Here is a 24,471-nt window from a genome sequence, read left to right as displayed (position 1 = left end):
TACTGGCGCTTGACATCGCTCGGCTTGGCTTCGGGTTTGGATTTATCCATGGGACACCTCCTTCAAGTATTGTCTACTTCTTCGGGTGTCCGGAAAACCCGGGCTAGCTCACTCCGGTATTCCGTAATCCTCGAATGGTGACACGATAGGGTTCTACGTCAGGAAGCTCTGTTGATTGCCCCTTGCCGTCCAAAGCACTCTGCAGCGGCTCAAGCGCCGAGACTTGACGTTGTGTGAGTAGTTGCTGAATTTCCTCCTGTACCCGCTCGAGTCCCAACAAACTACCTTGCTCTTGTCCTTGTATCAGCAGTTCGTTCAGCACTGTTGCCAGGGAGTACCGGTCTCTACCCAGGGGAGAAAGCGTCTTATAGTCTGGGGGCAGGTATGCGGTGGAGTAGGCGTCGCCAGAGGTCCTTCTGAAATCCAACATATCGACGTAGACAGGTTGGCCATCAGGCGTGATGATGATGTTGTCGGGCTTTATGTCCCCGTGTGGCCATTCGAACTCATGCATCTGAGCCAGGGTGCTAGTCAGCTCGCGCGCGATTCTCAGTCTAGCTTCCCGTTCCTGAGGTTGAGTCAACCATTCCGTCAGCGTCTCTCCTTCCACCCAGCGTTGCACCACCAGCAGACTGCGTCTGCTCAATCCGCTATCAAGAACTGTAGCAACGCCCGGCAGCGCTGCGGCCCGCAGGTTGCGAGCCCGTTCTAAGAATGATAGTAGGCGAATGGCTTGGTCTGGGTGTTTCAGGTCGGGTTCGACGCCATGCCATTCTTTGACCAGAACCGGTTCACCTTCGAATGTGCTGCGAAAGGCAAGTAAGTCATCGTCGTCAATGAGCGGCTCTCCTTCCTCAGGATAGTCGCGCACTCGACTTTTGGCGCGATAGACGTCAAACGCAGCAAGGTCGATGACCTGTTCGTTGTCGCCTTTGGAAGCCTCGTTCAGGGCTTCTAGCATTTCGCGCGCTGTTTCGAAGCGGTCCTTCGGTTCGCGGGAAAGCGCCTTTTTCAGTACTGTGTCTAGCGCTCCGTCGAACGCATCCGATGCCCGCGATTCCCACACATAGTGTCCGTCTATGCGGGCAGGGCGTTCGCCATGCAATATCAAATGTGCCAGTACGCCGAGCATATAGATGTCGCGTCTGAAGGGAGTCGCCGCTTCTAACTGATTGGCGTCCTCCGGCAGATTAGAGCGCTCCACTTGCACGCGTTCTCGGAACGCGCCCATGGTAGTCATAGTGGGATAATAAGCCGCAGGGAAGCCGGAGATAACCACCTTGGCCGGGCGTTCGACCCACAGACAATGAGCACCAATATCGCGATGAGCGACGTTTAGGTCATGCAAATCAGCGAACCGCTGCAGCATCGCTTTGACCAGAACGATACGTTCCGGCGAGGTGAGTTTGGGTAAGCCGGAGTTAACAAATTCGCTGAGCCGCGTCACCTTGGGTGGCAGTGCATAGAGTTCAGCAAAGTCACGTGTGACGTCGGCCTCTGCCATTCGAGCTATAGGCCGTAGCAGGCTACGTGAAAGTTCTTCGTTCCGGGGTTCTACGTGCTCGAAGACGCGCTGCTCACGGAGGCCGATGAATCCACGCTCACCCTCACCTATGAGCTCGCTGCCCAACGCACCAAAATCCCATTGACGAAGCAAGGCAAGCTTGTCGGGGTCCTGCGTCTCTTTAGCTCGGAATTCTGCATAGAGCTTCTTCGGATGTTCCCAAAGCGCTTGCGCTTCAGGGCGATAGCCATGGATATTGAAGCCAGCCGGCCGACCCTTCTGTCCTTCAAAGAACAGGTCGTATGCAGTCAAGAACCCGAGAGGATTGATGCGGGATGGCTGACTTATGCATTGTCGATACTTTGCCTCTTGCGACCAAGCCAATAATGCTTCCAATGAGAGAGTCGACTTGGCTTCTCCCGGTTCCTCTGAGAAGTCGAGCTCTTTGATGCTCCCGGTTAGTACTACAAAAGACAACACCCAAGGTCTTTTGGCTGCTCCAACGCGGGTCTCCAACGTCGTACCGAGGCGCTTCGCTTTCAGGTTGACCAGTGGAACAGGAGAGCGGCCGCGGGGTTGGCCGTCAACATACCAATTTCCTCCTCGCGCCTTGAGTTTGTTGCCGCGCCAGTTCTTCAACTCTAGGACGATGATATGCGTATTCGTGACGAGTACGAGGTCAAAGTCGTCGTCTCCGGCACCGGGACCACCACGCGGTAGTTTGAAGGAAGCATAGCCACGCCACTCTTTAGTGAACTTCGAGGCGTCGAATACCTTCTGAATGCGCTGAAGAGCGTCAATTTCCGACGCTGGTACCCCGGCCTTCTCAATGAGGCGAATTTCCACTGAGTTGCTCTCCTTTGCGCCGGTCAAACGACTTCGGGCGCGGTGCTTGTCTGTCTGCCAGTGTCAAGCGGAGGTCAACCACGTGGGCCAGACGGCATATCTCGCGGTCAGATGCCGTTGCGTTGCGCCGCACTGCAACGCGGCTCAACTCGAATCCTGACAATTTCAGATATTCGATTGGCTCTTACATTTATCTCAGCAGGACACTAGCAAGCCGCTAGTATTCCTATATGTTGCCATATGAAACATTGTTAGTGGCGCGCTATGGCGTGTTTTTCTACTCAGATTGCTGAAATCGTCATTTGACTGAGGCATTTGTGCAAGTTCGCTTTCGACCAAAAATTCTCGACGCTATGCAGATATCGTTTCCGCAGAGAAAGTCCGGATGCACACGGTCTTCAGGCCGTCTTCTGCCCGTATTACAGTGAGTTACTATTTATGCTGGTTGTTGCGGTGACACGCGCCAACGACGTTTCATTACATATCGAAGGGCCGTGGAATGGTTAACGAGTGGAGCCCCAGTCTTTGGGGGCGGTATCTCACTGGGTCACCGGATTGGGTGTTGCGCATCCAAGATGCACAGTTTCAACTGACCATCACTGGTCAAATTTACCGGGTCAACATAGAAGAAGAAACGGCCTACCGCTTTACTCGCGGATATTTCTGGTCGGACTTTACTCTGCACCCAGGGCGTCCTAGCGAGCTGAGGGTCGACGGTCTCCCCAATGGTGAGATGGAAACGTTAAACGCAGCGCGCGATGCGGCGTTGGTGCAAAAGCGCTTACGCGAAGACGTTGCCTTTCTCCAGCAGGCCCAGGCTGAGATGGAAGCTTGGCTGCGCGACAAATCGGCACGAGAAAACACCGCCCGCGAAGCGCGGCGCTGGTTCACCTCCGAGACGCAGCGTGAACTTGAAAGAGTTCGTCCAGCCGTAGACTTGCAAGCCATCAACCAACGCTTGAAGAAACACGAGGTGCAGGCTCGGTTGGGGCATGTCGTTCAGTCAGTGTCTGCAACGCTGGCACATTGGGCGGAGGACCATCGAGCTGCTTGGAGCGCATTCAATGAGCAGCATACGATATCCGAGCTGGAGCACTGCAAAAGCCTATTCGACACCGTTGAAAGCAAACCTCTGACGGAAGAGCAAGCAAGAGCCGTAATCTGCTTTGACAATCGCGTGCAAACCGTGGCGTCTGCTGGGTCCGGGAAGACGTCAACAATGGTGGCGAAGGCCGCTTATGCTGTGCACCGTGGCTTTGTGCTACCGAGCCAAATTGTCATGCTTGCATTCAATAAGTCGGCAGCGGAAGAGCTCGCAGAGCGGGCTCACCGGTCGTTTGAGCGCCTAGGTATGCAAGGTGTTTCGGTCGAAACTGCTACGTTCCACTCGTTAGGTCTAAACATCATCGGCAAGGCTACAGGAGAAAAGCCAGATGTTCCCGATTGGGCAACCGACGCCATCGCGGGATGCCAGAAACTCACCGAGATTGTCGACCAGCTCAAGGACAGCGACCCATGTTTTCGGACCAAATGGGACCTCTTTCGGTTTGTTTTTGGGAGAGACCTGCCAAAGTTCGGAAGTGGTAGCTCCGCCGACGTATGGGATGCTGAGGGGGCCGGCCGGACGTTGACTGTCGATGGCAAACGAGTGCGCAGCCAAGAAGAGGCGACTATAGCGAATTGGCTGTTCTATAACGGAGTAGAGTACCAGTACGAGAGCCAATACAAGTTCAAGACCGCGGATTCAGAGCACCGGCAATACCGGCCTGATTTCTACTATCCAGGGATAGACCTTTACCACGAGCATTTTGCCCTCGACGAGCAGGGCAATGCGCCTCCCCACTTCGCTGATTATGTTTCCGGGGTTGAGTGGAAGCGACGGCTACACAGTGAGCGCGGGACTTCGCTAGTTGAAACTACGTCGCACCACATCCGCGTCGGTGCAGCCTTCACACACTTGGAGCACGAACTCACGAGCCGAGGGATTGCACTCGACCCTAACCCTGACCGGAAAATTCCGCTGGGTGGGAAGGCGCCGATGACGCCTTCCGACCTGATAGGTCTAGTGCGCACGTTCATTTCTCATGTCAAGAGCAATTCGATGACGATGGAGGCATTGCGTGCACTTCTTGATTCGATGCCCAAGGATTGCTTCAAATTCCGGCATCAGATGTTCTTGGACATCATCGAACCTGTTATCAAGGGGTGGGATGCCGCACTGCGTGCAGAGGGTGGAATCGACTTCGAGGATATGCTGAATCTTGCTGCTGCGTACTTGGAGAACGACCGGTATGTCGCACCATACGAGGTGGTGATGGCGGACGAGTTCCAGGATGCTTCGCGTGCACGGGCGAGGCTGTGCCGCGCGTTGGTGAAGCGGCCAGGTCGATTCCTCTTTGCCGTCGGCGATGACTGGCAGTCTATCAACAGATTTGCGGGCGCCGACGTTTCGGTTGTGACCGGATTTCGTGAATGGTTTAGAGATGGAAAAATTCTTAAGCTCGAGCAGACGTTTCGCTGTCCGCAAGCGCTGTGTGATGTGTCCAGTCACTTCGTATCGAAAAACCCAGCTCAGCTTCGCAAAAGGGTGACTTCGAAGACTCCGGCATCGGGCCCCGTCCTCCAGGCGATTCAGGTCGATGATAAGAATGAGCTGATGGATGCCGTTCACGAGTTCCTCAGTAACCTAGGTCGGGCCGTTCAAGATGGGGTGGTTCCGCCTGGCCGAGACGGAAAGGTGTCAGTCTATATTTTGGGCCGCTACAGGGCGGAAAAGCAGTATGTGCCTGCTCGTTCGGCACCCTTCTTGAAGTGGTTAGACGTGTCGTTTCACACGATTCATCGGTCAAAGGGTAGCGAAGCGGACTACGTCATACTTCCAGAAATGCTCAGCGTAATGCGCGGGAGAAGTTTTCCGAGCACGCGTGCGGATGACCCCGTACTTGCGTTGGCAATGCCCGCAGGCGACTCCTATCCTCTAGGCGAAGAGCGCCGCTTGTTCTACGTTGCCTTGACGCGGGCGCGGCGCGGCGTGGCTATGTTTACGGTTCGAGGTAAACGGTCGACCTTTCTCGAAGAGTTGAGAGCAGATGGAGCCGTTGCGGTTACTAATGTGCGCGACGAGGTGATTGAGGAGCGCAATTGCCCCGCATGCAAACAAGGTGTATTCGTGACGAGGTCGGGCCGTCACGGTAACTTCCTATCATGCTCCAACTTTCCGTCGTGCAAATACAAGCCGAATGGAGCTGGGGAGGCTGCGGGAGCGCAAGTCGCGCCATTGAGTCAGCCAAAGATGAGGCTTTCCGCTATCGGCCTTGCGCAGACTCCCCGTCCTCCCTTGAACGATATCGGTACGGTTTTATCTTTGCTGCAAGACCGGTTGGCGAAGCAGAAAGCGACTGCTACAAGCTCTGTTGGTCAAGCGAATACACTCGGCCCGCTCAAGGCCAAAACTGTCGGTGAGGGGCGAGAGGGCATATTAGCTAGGACGCCGTCGCTCAGTTTTGACAAGCCTGGTGGTACGCGCGCGCAGCGGGCTGGACAGCAGACATCTTCGCCCGGCATCCTCCAGAAAATCAATGGAGCATTGCGAGCAGTGGGCGACGGAGTGGAGGCTGTAAACGAATCGGTTGGTCGAGCGAGAGCGTTGCAGGAGGCGACTTCGAAACTCGAGCTCAGTCTCTATTCGGAAAGGCTATTACTCGAAGGAACTCTAGCCAGGGCCAAGTCTGAACTTGAACTTGCCATAAAGCTCCAAGATGCTCATTTCCGAACAGCCTACGAGGAGGTGGAGGCACTGGTCAGTCGAGATGAGGACGAAGATGCTAAGGTTGAAGACCATAAACTACCTTTGTTCGACCGTAAAACTCCTCATTCGGACCCTGAGGTAGACATGGCGATTCAGGCTAAGTTCGATAGCCTGCGCCTTCAGCGGGACGCCTTCTTATCCGGTATTCGGAAGCAGTTGGCGTCGGACCCAGACCTACGCATTCAGTTTTTAAATCAGCTCAAGGGGAGAGGGCTGACTTGTTATAACGAGCTTCTTCTATAACTCATTACCCTTTCAGCATCCCTCGAACCTTGTTCGTGGCAGGTGGATATGTTCGGGTACTCGCCTATCACTGCATGGCAGTATGGTGTTGCGGTCTGTCACTGCTTGACGCCGTTTAGACTCTGGTGGGCTGCCAGCAAGGTCGTGGTGATTTGCCTTGCGTGGTGGTGCCATGCCACTTTACGCGCTGGCAGCGCGCTGAGGTGCCCAGAGCTCGACCATCAGGGTAGGAAGTCCCGGGGCTCATGTCCTAGAGCTGAAACTGGGAAAATGGCCCATGGATGCCGTTACCTCTTTTTTACCGCGAGCTGGTAGAGGTTCCTTCATCCTAGGGCCAGCCACGGAGGCGCAGTCAATCTGCTATCGCCTTCAACAACGCATCGCGCCCGTCCTGATAAAACTCGATATCTAGCTTCGTTGCCATCTCATCAGATAGGTCGAACAGCTGTCGTCGGCAGGACACCGGAAGTAATAAAGATTTGGCCCCTTTTTCAACAGCGATTTCGGCCAATGTCACTGCGTTATGGATAGGTTCTATGGTGCCGCCTAGCGTCACTTCCCCAACTACAACGAGGCCGCCGCGCACTGATTTTTTCAGTAACGCGCTAGACAAGGCGATGAGCGCAGCCACGCCAGTCTTAGCGCCAGATTTTGCGGCATCGAAACCACGCAATTGCACGGAAAATTCGTGCGACCGTGGGTCTCTATCCCCCACCAATTGTTGTGAGCGAGCATACAAATTCTGCTCCGCATAACGAATCGACTCTTTGAATGGGGCTGGTATAGGGTTGTTGAGAACTTTCACGCCGCTGCCACGCCCTTCATTAACCTCTAGGCGGAAAAGTCCCGGATGCTCATCCTGCCCGCCTGGGCTTAGAGTCCAAATTTGCCCACATTCGAGCGGTTCATCGCCAATTCCTCCTTGGCTCTGAAGCTCTGGGGTGCTTACAAACTTCTCTACACCTTCGGTTCCGATGGTGTAGCTAAAGTGGGTATTGCGGAACTCGGCTGCCCCGATTCGCTTCTGTTGTTCCTTGACTCGGCGTCGCACCTCCAGAGCCAAACGCACCGCCCACTCCAAGTCTTCGTCGCTAACCGAGGTCTCTGCATTCGGATATAGCAATTTAAGGAGGCCGCTGACAGTCTTATTGACGCCGTTAAGGTCTCGGCCCGAGAGAGCGCCGCCCCAGTAGACCCTGTTTTGAAGCGTAGAGACTCGGCTTTGGTTACGCAGTTGAGTGAAGCATTCCGAAAGGAAGTCGCTCACTAAACCGAAGTGAGCAGTGAACAGCGCCGGGTTGAGCTTGGGGACGTCCCAGCCGGGCAGGAAGCAGTGGATGCGGTCCATGAACGCAGTGTCGTCCCGCATTTCCGCAGGAAGAGGCCCGAAAAGATGGCCGATACGCTGCTGATGTTCGACGTCGACATCAAAGTTGCCTACCAGCACGATGGAACCGTCGGCGCGGATGCTCTCCTTGCCACGTGAGAACTCACCGCTCTCCATGTAGCCCTTCATGATGTTTACGCCATCCTTCTGGTCAAAGGACACGCCGGACACCTCGTCGAAGCAGACCACATCGTACTGGCATACAAGACCACGCTGACCACTGGCGTTGTTAACGAACATGCGCGCCACCGTAGCTTTTCCGCCGGAGATGAGGTGTGCATACGGAGACACCTGCTGGAAGAGGTGAGACTTGCCGGTGCCGCGCGGACCCAGTTCAACCAGGTTGTAGTTACGTTCAACGAAGGGAACCATGCGCAGCAGCAGCGCATCCTTGGCCCGTTCGGACAAGGTCTCCGGCTCGAACCCGACGCTGCGCAGCAGCAGGTCCCGCCACTCCGTGGTTGTGAACTGCTCTCGGCCCTTGGCCAAGACGTCCAGAACCTCGCGCTTCGACAGCTGGATAGCTCGCAGCCCATCAACGCCGAAGGGGCGCCCGCCCTTTTCCTGGGCAATGGATGCGTCATAACCCAGCGTGACCTCGGCGTAAAAGCCGCCGGTTAGCATGCGCTCGTTGTCCTTGACCATCTCCGGCGTCAGCCGAACGTCGTTCAACCGCAGGCTGGGCAAGGTAGCTACGTAGGAGTCGGTCTTGGAGTCGAGCCGAGCCGTGATGATGTCGATGATTTTCACGGAGCCGGATTCACGCGCGCGTGCTTTGAACAGCTCCTCCTCGCCCGCCTTGACCGTGCGCGAGCCCAACTGCCGCTGCACGATGTCCAGGCCTTCCTGGATTTCGGTCTCGTCCGTCGTGGCGCAATAGCGGCCAAGCAGGAACTCGACCACGTAGGTCGGCACCGGGAACTGGCGGCTGAAGGTGCGGACCAGGTCCTTGCGCACCACGTAGCCCTCGTAAGTGGCCGTGGCCTTGCGGTCCAGTTCATCGAGTTGCATCATCACTTTTCTCCTACCGTGGTTGCTTGCTTCTGCAAGACCTCGCCGTCAGCTCCAAGCACCACTACCACGGCTGCCGCGCCTATCTGCTCATCATCCTCCACCGCCAGGCTAGCCTTACCGCCTTCCAACGGCTTGCTCACTGCCAGCGAACTGGAGGCCAGTGCCGCTTTGGTTCGAATGTCCACCCGCTGCGCCGCGGAGGCGCCGGCCACCACCACCGAGCAGCGCAGGCCCTTCCACGTGACCGACTGAATCTTCACGGCAGCTCCTGCTGCAGCCGTGCCGGCGCACTCCAGTTGCAGGACGGGGACCAGGCACTCCTGCAGGCTGATGCCGCCGTGCGCGTAGTCTGCGCCCGCCATGAAGTTGGTCACCCCGGGCGCGTACGCTACCTGCACGTCTTTGCACCAGTCCCACCCGAATGTCAGTGGTGTGCCATGGGCGCTGTCCTTTAGGACGGCGCAGCGTCCCCACCGCGTCTCGGCCTGGTGTTTGGCCAGCTCGGACTTCGGCAGCCCACCAGGCACCAATAGCCAACCGTGGTCGGTCACAACGCGGATGCGCTTCCAGCCGGCGTCGGCCAGTTCAGTGATTCGCTCAAAGACCTGGTCTAGCTGGGTCGTCATATCTCGCGCTAGGCGGACACCGTGCTCGTGCCCATAGTGGTCCAGGTCACCAGCCTCGGTCCAGGCGCGACCTTGCGGGTCACCTGTTTCGTGCTTCTCCAGAGGTGCCACACCTTTCTCGGCCAGCAGCTTACGGAAGTTGTGGCCCGAGAGCGGCTTGCCATCGGCGGCCACCCTGGGTACGAAGTCAACATCGTCAGTTGTGCCGGCAATGAAGCTGGCCACGGGCGAGCACCACGCCTTTCCAGATGCCGTGACCGAGGGCATACTCGTCCAATTGGCTTTGAGGCTTGTTGTGCCCAGCGACGCAAGGCGCTGCTCCAGCAGTCGGGCGACGTCATACCGCAGGCCGTCGACAAAAACCGTGCAGGTCCCCTCCGCGAGCGTTCCGTCGTCCTGAGCTGGCAGTACCTGCAAGCCACCCGCGCCCTTGACCGCCTCTTGCAACCTCTTGGCAGATTCCTCTAACCAGGGGAGGTACATCGCACGCAAGGCCGCCCCAACGGGTTCCGCATCGCTCTTGGCCTGGACGCAGCCTAGAGCTTTCAGTGCTGCCAGGTCGACTTGCCACCCTGACTGCTGGTAGCTGGCTGCCAGTTCTGCTGGTGTCTGTCCGATGGGTAGAGTTGCACTTCTCTGGGCAACTTCTGCCAGATGCTCCAGCGCGGCTGCGAGCGGCGCCCGCCCCATGCGAGCCCACAGCCAGCCGCGGCGGGACCCATGCTCCTTCTCTGCTTCGGCAACCGCTGAGCGCGCCTGCGCCGCATCCATGGTCGCGCAGGCTGCCAAGGCATAGCGCAGGGTGTTTTCGCTTTCCTCGTTGACCTGCGGGTAGCCGGCCAGTTGCTTCTCGTCCGGGAAGAGCCCCAGTTGCGGCGGCTGGACCTTGGCCACCAACGGATAGATGTTTGGGAGGCTGGCGAACGAGTCCCGGTACAGCATCGCAACCGCGGCCCACTTGCCTTCTCCTCTGGCCAGGCGCTCGGCAGCCATCAGAACGCCGTCGGCCACTGGGTCGAAGCTGAAGTCGGATTTGCAGCGCTTCTTGAACACATCCCATAGCACGTCGCCCCATTGCTGGCGTGTTTCGTCGGGCGCGTTCATCCACTGCAGCAGGTCTCGGGTGGGATTCGGTGCCAGCAAGCTCAGCAGCCATTCCGCGTTGATGGCACGCCCTTGAAGCTCGACCAGCGGCCGTTCGAGTAGCACGCCTGCCCGCAGAGCCTGGCCTAGCGCTTCCAGCGTCGCCTTGTCCTGCGCTACGTCTAGACCGAGGCCGCCGTTCTTTGATGCGAGGAAAGCGCTGACCGTCCAGTCCTTCGCGTTGGCTTGACTCCAGAACACGCCGCGGTACTGCAGCTCGGCTAGCGGCTGTAGGTCTCTTGGGCAGCTTTCAATGGCGCGCAGCTCTGCCCGGCTGACGCCAGGAAGATAGAGGACCGGCACGCCACTCAGGGGCACCTCAGGTACGAGCCCGGCCATGGCGCACTTCAACCATATGGCAGGACCAGTGCGGCTCGTGACGTTGAACTCGCCCAGAGTGAGCACATTGGTCATCGTCTGCCGTACAAGGCTCATAGCCGGCTCCCATTGGCGGTCCTTGTCCGGCCAGAGCACTGCGGCAGTCGGGGCAGCCGCGTGGGAGTTGCCGGCGGCGGCCTTGCCGAGCAACTCGGCCACGCGAGACAAGACATTCATGGTCATCCTTATGCTTCCTTGGTCTTCTCGTCAGAAGTGGTATTTCTCGCTGCGTTGCTTGAAGGCCTGTTCAGAGCCTTCCATGATATCCAGCACTGCCTCGGCGACGCCTTTGCGGTCGAGGCCTCCTTGAGCGCGGGGCTTGCCGCGGCCGTCGCGTGCCTCTAGGGCGTAGATTTGCTCGGCGTCTGCATTGACTGGCAGGTTCGCGTTGTGCGTTGCGACTATCAATTGCCGTTTGCTTTTTGCCGCCCGCAAGTCACGAACCAACGTCCGGTAGATGAAACTCGAGTCCAGTTCGTCCTCAGGCTGGTCAATCACGATGGGACCTTCCCCTCTCGCGAGCATCAGGTTCAGGAGGACGGTGTTTCGCTGTCCCTCTGAAAGCGTGCCTCTCATCGAGCCAGCGACGCTTCGGTCTTCCCGCAAGAGTTCGACATCGATGCCGTCGCTCACTCTCGAGATGCGCACGTCTTCCCACAAGGGACGGACGTTTTCGCTGTCGAGGTGAGAGAACAGCGGCTGGTGAAGTCCCTCCAGCAACACTGTCTCCAACAACGACGTGTCAGCTCTGGCGGTTTCCAGCGTTTCCCAGACGGACGCATCGCCTCGTTGCCTCCATGCTTGGAGAAGTTCTTCGCCGAAGTCATCCCATCGTCTGGCAAGCTTTCCGCGCTTGTCTGCGGGAGCCAATCGAGCCCATGCAGACCTGAAAGATGCTTCGTCGGCCATCAGCGTGGTGGTCAGCCGGACTGTTTGTGAGGCAACAGCAGCCTGGATAGCCTGTGCCGTCTCCCGTCGGACGTCGAATTGCGAGCGCCAGACCGCATGCAGTTCGCTTAGCACCAGCGGGAACTTGTCTGCTTCGGTTTGCACTTCCTCCAGGCGCTTCTGCCGTTCCTCGACCAGCTTCAGCTTCTCCTGGCGCGTTTCCTCTAGGTTCTGCATTCGCGCGATGTCGTCTTCATGAATGCCGCTCGCCACGCACGCGGCTCGAAACCCCTCCTGCACGGCGCCGATGGCTTCTTCGGTTAAGCGTGTGGCATCTTCCCCGACACAGGCCGCCGACACCTGGTGATAGGCCTCCATGGCATTAGTGATGGCCGTGGCCAAGTCGGCTCGCGCCTGGTCCATGCGAGTTGTTGCCGACTTGAACCAGTCCGCGTTGGGCCAGCGGTCCGCATTGGGAGCGAGTGCGTCCATCGGTATGCCGAGGCGCTGAAGCAGCAGGTCGACCGCCTGAGTGATTGGCTCATCCGCCAACTTCATGCGGTTTAGATGACGACGGGCCTCCTGCGCCAGCTGATTCCGCTGGGAGTCTTCTTGTACGGCCTCACGCGCCTTCAGTTGCCGTTCCAGTTCGACGGCCTCTTGTTGTGCTTCGGCCGCCTCGGCCTGTAGCCGCGCTGCGTCACGAGTGCTCTGGAAGAGCGACTTGAGCCCCGCTTTGAGGTCCCGCTCGGCGGTCTTCAGTTCCAGCAACTGGGCTCCGGCCGCTGTGTCAATCAGAGCCAAGACCTGCGCCTGCCCCTGCTCGCCGTTGGTCATGCGGCTCAGTTCGCCCTGGCTGAAGAACTGCAGTTGAAGCTGGCGGAGCACCGTATTCAGGTCCGCCACTTCGCGACCATCCAGCCAACGCTGTTGGCCAGAAGGCTTCCCTGGCGCATAGACCAAAGTATCTGAGACGCCGTTCCCCACCTCGAAAGTGACCCGCAGTTCGGCTTCCGTAGTCAGCGAATCCTTCAGCAAGTTGCGCTTGCGCTGCAGCGCAGGGTCCCCATCCTCGCCTTTGACCGCGGGCTCCTCGTACCCAATGGCAAACCGCACGTACTCCAGCAATGACGACTTGCCGCTGCCACGTCCACCGATGACGCAGTTGAAGCCCTCCGAGAAGTGCACCTCCTGGTCTTCCAGGAACTTTGCGCCTCGAACAGAAACCTTGGTGATGCGGGGATGCACCAACGCGTCGCTTGGGCGAGCGCCCTGCAGCTGGATGCGGGACAGCGGGTCCAAGAACGACTGACGCAGCGCCTCAATGGAGGGCCTGGACATCTTGAGCCAGGTGTGCCGGTAGCCGAGCGAGTTGGCCAGGGGTTGCCCCTGTGCATCCGTCTTGAGCGACTTGGCATCCGACGACATGACATAGGCCGGATGGCAGTCTGGCCTTGCCCAGGCCCGGTCGCGCCCCTCTACAACGTCCAAAATTCTTTGAACTGGCGGGTTGGCCGTGACTTCCAGAGCCAACAGTTTCTTGTTTTTGTAGTCCTCGATATGGCGAGGGTCGTTCAGCAGGCCATCGTTTTGGTCAGAGTGGGCCGCGATGACGATGCCATTGTGCTGGTCTTGAACGAGCTCAAGCAGTTCCTTCAAGCTGACGGTCGCGTTGTTCCGCCGCAGTGGCATCGGACGCCCTTGCCGGAAGCGCTCGTTCTCATCGAGGCCCAGTTTGCACAGCAGGCGATTCACTCGCCAAACATGGCTAGCTTTCTTGGCTGGCTCGAACAAGCACAGCACGTGATAGCCAATGTCCACCTCAAACCCGGGAAGGATTTGCAGCGGCTGGCAGCCCAACTCTCTGGCGACGGACTTGTTCTGCTCGACCAGATGCGTCAGGAACCAGTCCCGAGGGTCTGTCTTCTGTGAGAAGTTGTGGTCTGTGACGCCAATCAGCTCAAGCCCCAGTTCGTGGCACCGACGTAGGTAGATTCGTGAAAGCTCCTGGAGGCGGCCTTCATTAGCCTTGGCGGGGCCTACGACGCCATCGGCATCAGGTGCCGGCAGAACCATGGGCCGTCGCGGTTCTGGCAAGCGAGTGTCAGCATCACCCCAATGCGCAGCATCCTCTGGCGTTTGAACCTGGAAGTCGCACTTGAACCATCGCATCCCTTCGTAGTCAGCCACGGCGAGCCTCCTTGGCAGCCTTCTTCTCAGCTAACGTCAGGTGGTGGTCATTGATTCGGTCGCCGCCAAAGACCTTGAACCAGGGCGCGCTCTCGACATCCTTGCCGCGGTCCTTGTCCCAGGTGATGTTGAGCTTGGGCTTCTTGTTGTGGCGCAGGACCTCTGCGGTCATGAATGGACGGATGTTCAGGCGCACGCCGTCGTTGAGGTCAGGGTTCCAGCCGATGGGTTGCTCGGCCAGTGGCTTCCAGCGCACGAAGATGTCGTAGCCGGTCTTGCCGTCAGACTCGCCTTCGAGGATGAGCTCCAGGCGGCGCTTCAGGTCTTGCGCGGCAGCCAGGCGGGTGGGGGCGCCGTCCACGCCATCGCGCATGCCAGCCTCCTGCTGGCGTATCCAGTCGCCGAGGTATGTATGGATGAGGCGCTCAAGGTTTTTCGCGTTGAGCTGGTGGTAGTTCACCAGCGCGGCGAAGCCGTCTTTCAGGCCGTCCCATACATGCCAGATGAACGGGCGGTGGTGGAAGCGTTTGGCGTGCTGTTCGAAAAACTTGTCGCGCAGCCAGACGTCCAGGCCCTTGCCGGCGCAGTCGGCAAGGGCCAGCAGCTTGTCGAGCACGGCAGGCTTCCAACTGCCGGGTTGCACGGTCTCCCACGCCGATATCAGCAGCTTGAGCAGCCGGTCATGCGCGGCCGGCTCGCCGCGCACCGAGGGCAGGCAGACGATGCCGTCGTCAACGGTGTGCTCGGTCAGCTCGTCGCAGCGGGTTATCCAGGTGCGTGCCTCGTCGGACAGTTCTATCGCCGTGTCGGTCTCGGCCGGCCAGTGGTATCCGGCCAGGCGGGCGACGGCGACTTGCAATGGGTCGATGGCAGGCTGGGGGTGGCCGTGGAATAACCATTGGGTGGGGTCGTTGGAGTACGGTTTGGGTAGGCCGTCGGGGTAGCGTTCGGCGGCAACCGCCGTCCAATGGGAGTGGTCAAACGGAACTTTGCCTACATATCCATTGTTCACACTTAGTTTTTGATTGACCTTCCTCATCAGAGTAGCGAATTCGCCGCTGGTGCAGAAGGCGAATACGGCAGGAAGGTCAGAGCTATTCAAAGGAATGATGGCTGGCGCCTTGTCAGGGAATCGACCACCCAAATAGAGAGTTGCCGGCAAATCTTGCATCTGCCCAATGATGACGCCCTTCTTGCCCCAGGCCTCCCGCCCACGTACAGCAGCGCCAGAAAATTCGGATACATCTTTCCAATGAACAATCCATGACTTGCCGTCATAGGCGCTGTGGCTTGATGGAGTTGATTCCAAAAACTCCACTCCCGGCGTACTCCCTCCCAGCTCCCAAAAGACTTGTATAAATCGCTCCGTATCGCCAGTTGAAGTACCCTGAAAACAGGATGCGACATTCCGTAGCAGCAGGCCGCCTTGCACAGGCATCACTTGAATTGCTGAATCTGGATTTGCAAGTTGTGTCTCTTGTGCCCTCAGCTGGATTTCTGTGGTTGGGAGCAGTCGCGCCTTTTCGTCAGCAGATGTGCCTGCGCCGACGTCGATTCCTGAGAAACCAGTCGCACCTACAGGGGTAGATTTTGTGGCCGTAAAGAGTTGGACGTTGAAGTCCCACATTGGCGTCTGGAAGCTTTTAGTTCCAAGCAGAGCTATAAGGTTGATAGACACATGCCCGAGCAACTCTCGGCGCTGCCGACGATAACTCGTCAGAAACAACCAATTCTGAGGCATCACGATTTGCACAACGCCTGTACTTAGGGTTCCGCTCGGCTCTTGTGCAAACTCCAAACAACGCTCCAAAAAAACGTTGGCTAGGTCGTTCTTGGCCTCCGGGTAATGGGTCTCGCAGTAGTCCTTCAACGTGTCGTGCTGCTTTCCGCGCGCCAGGTAGGGCACGTTGGTGACCACCAGGTGATAGCGCCCTTCCAGTAGCCGGGCCGCATCCAGGAGGCCCCTGGCGGTAATTGCCAGGTCCCAGCTGTCGTCCTGCAACTCGCTGGCCTGCCCCCACAGCGTGGCTGGGCGCTCGGTGGCCAGTGCACGCCCCAGCAGGTCGCGCAGGGTGTCGAAGCTGGAGGTGGCCAGGTCGTTCTTCAGGCTGCGTGCCGGGTCCAGCAGGCTGCCCAGCAGCGGCGCCTGGGCGAAGCTGGCGTGCAGCAGGCGCAGCTCCTGCCGCAGGTAGGCCGCTCTGGGCGGGTCCCCCGGCAAGTCATCTGGAACAAGCGCCATCCAGCCCTCGGGCTTGGCCGCCACCTTCAGGCCGCAGCAGGCCACCTGCGGCGCTGGCATGTCGGCGCGCACGCCCAGCGGGTCGCCATTCTCGTCCGGGAAGCGCCAGGCCGCCAGGGCCAGCGCGAAGACCGCGATTTCCACGCAGCGGGCGTCCAGCTCTAGGCCATGTAGGTTGTCGGCGAGCACGGCGTTCACTGCGCCCATCGCGCTCAGGCCCTCGGCCGCCATACGCATGGGCACCATCAGCAGGAAAGCTGCCACCAGGAAGTGGCCCGAGCCGCAGCAGGGGTCGAGCAGCTTGAACTCGTCGAGCTTGTTGGGCCAGCCTTCAAATTTGCCTGCGGCCGGCGTGCCGTCTTCCAGCGTGCGCAGGTAGGTCAGTGGCACGGGGCAGGTCTTGCCGGGGTGGCGCGTTACCCACCACGCGCCCAGCGAGTTGTGGAGCAGGAAGTCCACCATGTAGGGTTCGGTGAAGAGTTGGGTGACGGCGGGCAGCTCGTCGGCGCCAATTTTCACCTCTGAGGCGTTGACCTCGTCCTTGCGCTTGGCCTGCCAGAATTGGTAGACCCAGCCTAGGCTGTCGCTGGACTTGAACACCTCCGGCGGCAGCACGGCCAGCAGACGCTCCAATTCGCGCTGGTGCTCGGGTGCCAAGGCCAGTTCGAACACAGGGCTCTGCGGCTTGAATACCTGGGGCAGCATGCGGGCGGCCAGCTTGCCGGCCAGTTCCCACTTCGTCTTGGCACCCAGGTTCATCGCGGGGTCGGCTTCCTGCACCAGGGCTTCACAGTCGTCCAGCAACACTGCTGCGCCGGGCTCCCAAAGCAGTAGGCCGTTCTCGGCCAGGAAGCGGGCGAACAGCATGCGATGCCAGTGCTCGTAGGCCACTTCCCAGACTAGGTGCTGGAGGGGTTGGCTGTCGTCGTCCGCCTTCTTATCGCCCAAGGCCCGACCGTGCGCGCGCAGGCGGCGGCGCAGGGCTTTGAACTCGGCAGTCAGGTAGTCGGGGGCCTTGGCTTCGCCGACCGCGAGCTGGGCCAGGGCGGCGTGGACACCCTTTTCGGCCACGTCGCGGGCGGCCTTGACGGTGGCTTCGAGCTGGCTTCGCAGGGGCTTGGGCAAGGGTTGGTTGTTGATGCTGTGGCTCGACATGGTGTTCTGTATCTTGTTCTCGACGTAATCCAGGTACGCTACTGGCTACCGGGTCTCCTTGTGCCGCGTTCAGAGCGCCACAGGCCCTTGCTTCAGTTTGGCATCCAACAAGGCCTCAACCTCTGCCAGCCAGGTTTTCAGCTCGGTTTGGTCGTTCAGTGTCCGTTTGGGCAGCGTAACGTGGACGACGTTGGGCTTCAGCAATTGCACGGCGGCGTGGCGCGCGGCCTCGAATCGGCTGGGCAGCGCCTGGGTCTTAGACACCCAGTGCTCCAGGTCGCAGTCGTCCAGCGCATCCTTCAACTGCTCGGGCGTGCCTAGCTGGAACGCAGCAGGTGCGGTCAGGTGGTGCTTGATGCTCAGGTCCGCGCGTTGCATGTTGCTGAGTTTCTTCCAGTCCGCATCGGCGTGAAGCTGGGCCTGCTGTTGGTCGAACGTTTTCTGAAAGGCATCCAGCTTCGAGTTCAGCGCCTGTCGCAGCAGGTCCACCGTCTTGTCCAACAGTGGCCGTACCGGGTCAGGGTCGCGCAGCAGGCTGCGTTGGGCCGCAATGGCATCCACCTCGGCTTTCAATGTGGCGTAGGGCCCTAGCGCTTTTGCGTGGCGCAAAAGGTCGCCCAACTTGCTCCACATGGGGAGGCGCTTGGCGATGTCGTCAGCGGTTTTTCTCCAGCTCTTGGACAGGCCCAGCAACTCGTCGTAGCGGGTGAACAGCTCCAGCAACTGGGCATTGCCGGTCTGTCGCTCGATGGCTTCGAGAGCGCTTTGCTTCGGGGCTTCAGGACCAGGCGCCGGGCCGCCAGCCTTGGAAGCTTGGTCGCGTAATTTGACCAAGAGCGCGGGCAGCTTCGCGAGCTCTTCCTTTGGCTGGCAAGGCACACCCACGGCGCTGAACAACGAACGAATCTTGATGAGCTGCGGCGGCGTGACGTTGACGCTCTCGCGCTGGAAGCTGGTCTGAGTCAGCTTGGCGCGGTCAAGGCTCTTGGCGTCTAGGGCCTTTGAGACGGCATCGGTTGCCTTGATGTGTCCGGTGGCCAGCAGCGCGTAAAGGGCGCCATCGATTGCGTCGCGCGGCCAGCCGAAGGGAGGCGCGTCGAAATTGTCGCGAATCTCAGCCCCTTTCTTGCCAGGGCCAATGTAGGCTAGCAGCTTCTGACAGACCGGGTGCTTGTCAGCCTCCTGCGTGTGGCCAACGAACTTCAGGGCCTCCAAATTGCCCTTGCGCGCCTCCTCAATCACCTTGCTCCACAGGTCGTGGTCGGCCGCGTCGAACTGGCTGTAGAGACGGATGGCCGAGGACTTGGCAGCGCGGTTGATTCGGTCGGCCAAGTCGTTGCCGTCCTGCGCTTCCTGCCCTCCGGCCTGGAGTACGCGTACGTTGGCCATTAACTGGTCCAGCAACTCCGCCAGTTCCTTCTCGGCGGTGCGCTGGCGGCTTTCCATCGAGCGTTGGGCATCGCGGCCCTCCTCGGTGGATGGGCTGCCCTTCATCTGCAGCGTAGTGCGCGCCGCTTCCAGCGCCACGATGGCGTTGGCCAGCTCGGTCTTGTGCTGGGCGGGCAGGAAGGCGAACAGCGTGGGGTCTTCGGCGCTTCTAGCCTTGGCTTCGGCGATTACGGATTTCTCCTCCGTCTGCCAGCCATCCTGAATCCACAGGTACAGGGTCTTGTCGTGGTCCTTGGGAAGACTGTCGTCGTAGGTTGGCGTCAGACGGCGTTCGACGTTGTCCTTACCCTGGGCGACTCGAACCTTCTTAAACACGTCACCAAAGCGGTCTTTGAGCAGTTCGGCTCGCTTCTGTTCGACTCGCTGCGGTGCGGCCTTGAACTCGGCCTCTCGCGCGCGGAACTCGTCGTACCAGGCGCTGGATTCGCGGGTCTGCAGGCGGAACTCCGTCCCGCTGCCTCCAGCTAGTGCCATGACCAGACGGTCCTTGTTTTGCAACTCGTCTAGCAGTGCGGGTAACTGTTTGCGCAGTTCCGAGGACCCGGCCGACAAATCTGTGACCAGCAGGTCTGCTAGCACGTCTTCGGTTGCCTTCAGTCCGATGTCCATCGCCGCATCGGCGGGCAGCTTGTTGATGAGGTAGATGAGTTTGAGCAGCTTGCCCTTGAGTTGGGCGTGTGGGTCTCCGGCTGCGAACCGCTGGACGTTCTCAAAGACCTCTTTGGGCAGTTGGGCCGTGGACACCAGGTTTGCGGCAATTTGGTCGTACAGGAAGTCGCCCGAGACGACATGGCCCAGGGGAGCGTCGGCCGTGGCCAGCACTGCCTCATGCACCACGCGCAATTGGCTGCGCAGCTGTGACACTGTACCGGTGGTGTCGATGGTCCGGAGCACACGCTCCCAGAAGCGCCGGCGAACCGGCAGCAGCGGATAATCGGACGTCATCACGTCTTCGTCGTCGGTGACATGCTCGAGCTTGGTGCCGCGCAAGTGGCGCGAGATTTCGCCGAGGTTGGCGCGCCAGACGTGCTCGACCTCAGGCTGGGCCGAGGGCTTCTTGGCCAGGATGATTTGGCGGGTGACATTCTCGACGTCCCAGTCGCCCAGCATCACCTGCACCGGAAAGCGGCCCATCAGGCGCTGAAGGTTGGGCATGCCAGACAGGGCGGACTGCCCTGTGCCCACGAACAGCAGTTTGCCGTTGAAGTGCTTGCTGAGGGTCTCAGTCACCTCTTGCACCTGGAAGGCTTTTTCGGCATCGGCGCCAATGTACTGCTGTACTTCGTCTAGGACCACCAGCGTCAAGGGGAACTTGCCATCTACCGCCAATGCGGCTTCGATGGCGGTGGTCATCTGCTCGCTGGTGACGTCGGTGACCTGAGGGAACTGCTCCTTGAGCAGCCTGCGGGCGTCGGCTTCGGTGTGGGCCAAGTCCGGGCGAGCCTTCAACAGAGCCTTGGCAAGGTGGCCGGACACGTACATGTGCGGCAGCTCTTGGGCCAGCGAACGACCCGCGGCCTTCATCTCGGCTTCAACGGTTGGCAGGAGGCCCTCACGACTCATCCACATCACCAACTGAGCCTGGTTGTACTGCTCGGGTAGTCCCTTAGACTTAAAAATAATGCCGAGTAAAGCCAGGCGCACTTTGTCACCGGCACCCGCGCCGAGCTTACCTGCGGCCGCATGGAGCGCACCGTGCCGCCTCCCTTGGGTGCTGAGCTCTTTCAGTTTCTCAAAGATACCGGTAGGCAGCTTTGCCAGGCTGCGGGCAGTGGCGCCGTCAATGAACTGGTAGTCGGTCCACAGGGTGCGCAGCATCTTGGCCAGGTGCGACTTGCCGCTGCCGTAGAAGCCGGAAATCCAGACGCCTGGCTGCTCTGTGCCAGAGTCGAGGTTTATCAAGAATTTGTCGAGGATGGTCTCAAGCCCCTTTTCGTATTGACCATCACAGACAAAAGTTTCCAATTCGTAGCGCAGAACGTCCTGCGCCGCAGAAGAGTGGTCCTCGGATACCTCGGCGACGCCGTTATTGACGAGCCTATTCTCCTTTGGCAGTTTGTTGTAAATGTCTTTGTTCTGCATACAGGTCCTTAGCTTGTACTTATGTCGTTATTCAGGCTTGAGCAATGAGTGGTACCGCCAGATAATTCCAGCCGTCGCGAGCATCTAGCAATCGATAGGTATGAGTATCGGGATGGTATTCGCCCGGAAAAAACACCAGCAGTCTGCCTTGAACCGCTTCTTTGATGCCTTCGACCAACAGAGAAACGCGCGCTAGGCCGAAGAGTGTACCTACGCCTAACAGCGCAATTACGGTATTGGGCCCAGCTTCCACTTCAATGCGGGCTTTGAGCTCCGCAATGATGTGAGCCGCAAATTCAGTGAGCTCGCCAGATTGGTAACCAGCCAAATCGTCAGGCGATTCGAAGTAGGCTTCGCGGTATTCCTGCGACGCCATCCATTCCGGAAAGGTGTTCGTGATATCCAGGAGCAACCATTCCTTGTCTGCTTCTTGAGTAGCAAGCTCGAACTCGCCAACATTGGCACGCAAACGTAATTCGTCCGCCTTGTCATAAACGGCGAAGATGACGCGTTGAATCGCAGCCAGCCCTGATTGCCATGGCACAGTGAGGTGCTGTCGATATGCGGAAACCAGTTTGGTGACTTTAGACGACACGGGAGACCTCCAGGCGAAGATTCTCTTCTTCTGATGTAAGGTAGCCGGGGAAGCGTACTTCCTTTACTCCACCCGCATTCATAAATACAAGTGCGCCGCGGTGTGAAGCTGAATTCGTTAGAGCTTCCAATTCGTCCTGTGGGACGCCAAGCATGGACATCCAGCCGGAAGAGAAAAGGCGTTGGCCAGTACGACCTTCGAGGTGACTCAAGAACAGCAGCATCGCTATCGACTCTGGTTCAAGCGATGGTGCGCTTCTTACCTTCCGTCTGTGACCATGCAACAGTCCAACAGCCGTCCAAGAGCCTGCAATATTCTGAGCGAATGATTTTAACGAGGCAGGACTAAAACGGTCAGGGTAATCGCGGAGAATGAGATTCTCCAGCTCCTCTCGAGGAACTACTGACCCCAACGGCTTTTCCAAGATAAATGACTGAGTTCCACGAAGTAGTGGGTCGCGGGCCAAAGCAACTGAAAATGCCAGAAGAGGTTGTGCTGCTTCATTTGACTGCCAGAGTCGTCGGAGAGCGCGGAAAATAGGGTTGGTCGTATCCAAACCATAAAGCACAGCCAAATGCCTCAATGCGAGTTCACGGGCTTTGCGAGTGGCTTTCCCCAGAATGTTGCCGTCGATTATCGCTGAGGCGTAGTCTGTGCGAGTTGCTTGCGATGACGTATGAGATAGCAACACGCGCAGGTCTTCTAGCATCATGGTCCGGGCAGCATGCGGTCCATTTATGCCAAAACGGAATCCTAGTTTCGAAAGAAGGGATTCACGGTCCTCAATCACGATTTGACCCTAGCTGCATAGTGTTCGGAAGCGCGTCGTCGGGCACCCCTTCTAGGGGATAGCCATGCATACGACAGTACGCGACCACCATGACTTCAACCATGTTGGCCAAACTGCGCATCTCGCGCTCAGCTGCCGATTGCAGCGCGGCTTTTAGATGTGGTTCTACTCGCACGCTGACAACTTCAGATTTGCCAATGGCCATCAATTTCCCCAGCAGAACGCTAGCAAAGCGCTAGCGTTCTGCAATGTTACCATGTGAAACCGCTAAGGTGGTGTGGAGTGAGAGAATTTCGCATTTACGACGCCCAAGATGACAATGAAGCTTCCGTACGCGAGCTGACCGACGAAATGCTAAGGGCTAGCCATGCGACTCATGGTCAAGCGCATCCTGCGCAAGTGCAAATATCCACCTGAGATGGCGGATGCTGCCGGTGAGCTTGTACTGATGCTGGCTGAAAGGTTTGGGAAGGAATGGGTCGCCTGACCTGTCGAGTTCACGTCGAAGACCGGCGTCACCTTTCGGCTTCGCGCATGAGGCGGTAAAACGCGCGACGAGGGTGTGGCGCGTTGGCGAAACGTTCATCGTTATAGTCGACGTGCAGGGTGGCCTGGAGGAGCCCTCTCCGCGCGCGGCCAATGTCGTGCGATTACGGAAATATCAACTTTGTCGCGACTGCGCAGAAGGCTGCGTATGCTCAGAGGTTGCCGGCGGCAGCCCCACATATGCCGACTCGTGGATTGTCCCCATGAGCGCCCACTGCTCTGGCGTAAACATCGGAGGTGCAGTCTTCGCGACCTCAATGGCCTCCTGAAGGGACAACTGGCGCCTTTTGGACGCAGGGGACGATTTGCGCATGACACTCTCGCTGGCATGGGTTCACGCCAGTATATGCAAAGCGCCTCGCGCCTGGTTGGCCTCAGATGTCGATGGCCGTGCGAATACACTCGAGCTCCATGCTGGCGTCGTTTAGGCTTGCGGTTGCCATGCGTTCTGGAATCGGCATCCCAGGGAACGCAGCGTTCGGGGCTTTTCCCTGAGTGCGCACCACCGTCACCTTGCCGTCGGTGCCGAGATTGCAGACAGACCATCCGGTTACCTCACGCAGCCGGACCAGTGCCGCGGTGAGTGCCAGCCGCCATTTACTGTCCTGCATGGAGCCGCGGCCCAGCAGCCGTTTCAAGGTATGTGATTTGATGGGGTAGGGCATGACATGGCTAGCGAAGTACGCATGCAACCCGCAGGCGAGGGGCTCCCTAAGAAGCGGGGTGCGTTCTGAACGCCTGAGAATAACGAATTGCCGCCCTTGAACAAGCTCTGGCAATCCAGCTCCCAAAGTGACGTCCAGTCGTCCGGCTTGGGTACTGGCAGCGGTGACGGCCATCAATGGCTGAAAAAGGACGGCCTGGCGACGAGACTGTATTTCGAACGTCGCGGCCATCAGCCTTTGCAGCGAGCTCGACAAGAGCGTACGTGTCTTGCCGCCCTTGTTGCGTGCCGTCGCAGACATCAATTGGGTATGGGAAACATTGACCGTGGCGTGTGAGGTCACGGTGCCTTGGTTCTGTAGCACCGCCACGCGCACGATTTGATGCCACAACTCTGCGTCCGCCTGGTCGAGCTGCCAGCCCGACAATTGCCAGACTTCAAACTCATCGGCTGATGCCAAGCGGGTGGGGCGTTGGTAGCAGGGCCGCGCGCTCGGTCCGCGATAGGGCTGGGTACTGAAGACGGCGCTTCTGACCAATGCCCTTGCGGTGAGGGTGTTGCTGCCCAGCCCATATGGCAGTGGCAGAGAGTAAGAGACGGAGTTCCGGCTCATTCAATCGAATCCTAATAGTCACCTGACGCTTACGACAGGCCGGACCGAGTATAGGAACGACGCGGCTTTTCACATGCAGCGCAGTGTGGCCAGGGATGGCAGGGTGGGGACTTGTGGCTAAATTCTGGGGGACTTGTCGCTACTCAAAGGGGGACTTATCGCTGCGCTCAACGCCAGAAAGGCCAAGTTTCCAAGGGATTTCTGGAAAATCGGCCAGCGTAAAAATATAAAGAAAAAATATACAAACCTGAGAAGCGAGCGCTGGGCTCCTCGACCTTCGTGTTGCGTATCTCGTCCTCGATGACCGGCGT

Annotated in this window: 10 protein-coding genes and 1 pseudogene; 2 read left to right on the top strand and 9 right to left on the bottom strand. The window is 58.7% G+C overall.

Going from position 1 to position 24,471, the window contains the following annotated elements; translation table 11 throughout:
* Positions 1-103: 103 nt before the first annotated feature.
* Complete coding sequence (locus ABE485_RS22520; protein WP_346517480.1) at positions 104-2,350, bottom strand: NERD domain-containing protein kinase family protein; 2,247 nt, start codon at positions 2,348-2,350, stop codon at positions 104-106.
* A gap of 562 nt (positions 2,351-2,912) precedes the next feature.
* Between ABE485_RS22520 and ABE485_RS22515 the strand changes: the two genes are divergently transcribed.
* The gene (locus ABE485_RS22515; protein WP_346517479.1) at positions 2,913-6,401 is read left to right on the top strand and encodes a UvrD-helicase domain-containing protein; all 3,489 of its coding nucleotides are present in this window, start codon (positions 2,913-2,915) and stop codon (positions 6,399-6,401) included.
* 352 nt (positions 6,402-6,753) lie between these two features.
* On the opposite strand, the gene brxL is transcribed toward ABE485_RS22515, so the two are convergent.
* From brxL to ABE485_RS22480, 7 genes are all read right to left on the bottom strand, one after another.
* Positions 6,754-8,802, bottom strand: a complete 2,049-nt coding sequence (gene brxL, locus ABE485_RS22510) for a protease Lon-related BREX system protein BrxL (RefSeq protein WP_346517478.1) — start codon at positions 8,800-8,802, stop codon at positions 6,754-6,756.
* Positions 8,802-11,132, bottom strand: coding sequence for a BREX-1 system phosphatase PglZ type B (pglZ, locus tag ABE485_RS22505; RefSeq protein ID WP_346517477.1), 2,331 nt, complete (start codon positions 11,130-11,132; stop codon positions 8,802-8,804). The genes brxL and pglZ overlap by 1 nt, the downstream gene beginning before the upstream one ends.
* A gap of 24 nt (positions 11,133-11,156) precedes the next feature.
* Positions 11,157-14,027 carry a TrlF family AAA-like ATPase gene (locus ABE485_RS22500; protein WP_346517476.1) on the bottom strand — a complete coding sequence of 957 codons (2,871 nt, stop codon included), beginning with the start codon at positions 14,025-14,027 and terminating at the stop codon, positions 11,157-11,159.
* Complete coding sequence (locus ABE485_RS22495; RefSeq protein ID WP_346517475.1) at positions 14,020-17,421, bottom strand: Eco57I restriction-modification methylase domain-containing protein; 3,402 nt, start codon at positions 17,419-17,421, stop codon at positions 14,020-14,022. Before ABE485_RS22495 ends, ABE485_RS22500 begins: the two co-directional genes overlap by 8 nt.
* A gap of 69 nt (positions 17,422-17,490) precedes the next feature.
* Positions 17,491-20,952, bottom strand: coding sequence for a BREX system P-loop protein BrxC (gene brxC / locus ABE485_RS22490; protein ID WP_346517474.1), 3,462 nt, complete (start codon positions 20,950-20,952; stop codon positions 17,491-17,493).
* Between the two features lie 31 nt (positions 20,953-20,983).
* On the bottom strand, positions 20,984-21,547 hold the full coding sequence (locus tag ABE485_RS22485) for a BREX protein BrxB domain-containing protein (RefSeq protein WP_346517473.1): 564 nt from the start codon (positions 21,545-21,547) through the stop codon (positions 20,984-20,986).
* Complete coding sequence (locus ABE485_RS22480) at positions 21,537-22,259, bottom strand: hypothetical protein (protein WP_346517472.1); 723 nt, start codon at positions 22,257-22,259, stop codon at positions 21,537-21,539. Before ABE485_RS22480 ends, ABE485_RS22485 begins: the two co-directional genes overlap by 11 nt.
* 366 nt (positions 22,260-22,625) lie before the next feature.
* Here ABE485_RS22480 and ABE485_RS31260 point away from each other — a divergent pair.
* Positions 22,626-22,824, top strand: a pseudogene (locus tag ABE485_RS31260) (type I restriction enzyme endonuclease domain-containing protein); the annotation flags it as partial.
* Between the two features lie 433 nt (positions 22,825-23,257).
* On the opposite strand, the gene trfA reads toward ABE485_RS31260, so the two are convergent.
* Positions 23,258-24,160, bottom strand: coding sequence for a plasmid replication initiator TrfA (trfA, locus tag ABE485_RS22475; RefSeq protein ID WP_346517471.1), 903 nt, complete (start codon positions 24,158-24,160; stop codon positions 23,258-23,260).
* Positions 24,161-24,471 lie beyond the last annotated feature (311 nt).

The organism is Achromobacter spanius (assembly GCF_039673305.1).
In the GTDB taxonomy this organism is placed as follows: Bacteria; Pseudomonadota; Gammaproteobacteria; order Burkholderiales; family Burkholderiaceae_B; genus Achromobacter; species Achromobacter spanius_F.
This window is presented reverse-complemented; position numbering and strand designations above follow the sequence as displayed.

What these genes read in the sequence shown, in the direction of transcription:
- brxC (WP_346517474.1), bottom strand. Translation starts at nt 20,952, where the DNA reads ATGCAGAACAAAGACATTTACAACAAACTGCCAAAGGAGAATAGGCTC.
- ABE485_RS22480 (WP_346517472.1), bottom strand. Translation starts at nt 22,259, where the DNA reads ATGATGCTAGAAGACCTGCGCGTGTTGCTATCTCATACGTCATCGCAA.
- trfA (WP_346517471.1), bottom strand. Translation starts at nt 24,160, where the DNA reads ATGAGCCGGAACTCCGTCTCTTACTCTCTGCCACTGCCATATGGGCTG.
- pglZ (WP_346517477.1), bottom strand. Translation starts at nt 11,132, where the DNA reads ATGACCATGAATGTCTTGTCTCGCGTGGCCGAGTTGCTCGGCAAGGCC.
- brxL (WP_346517478.1), bottom strand. Translation starts at nt 8,802, where the DNA reads ATGATGCAACTCGATGAACTGGACCGCAAGGCCACGGCCACTTACGAG.
- ABE485_RS22495 (WP_346517475.1), bottom strand. Translation starts at nt 17,421, where the DNA reads ATGTCGAGCCACAGCATCAACAACCAACCCTTGCCCAAGCCCCTGCGA.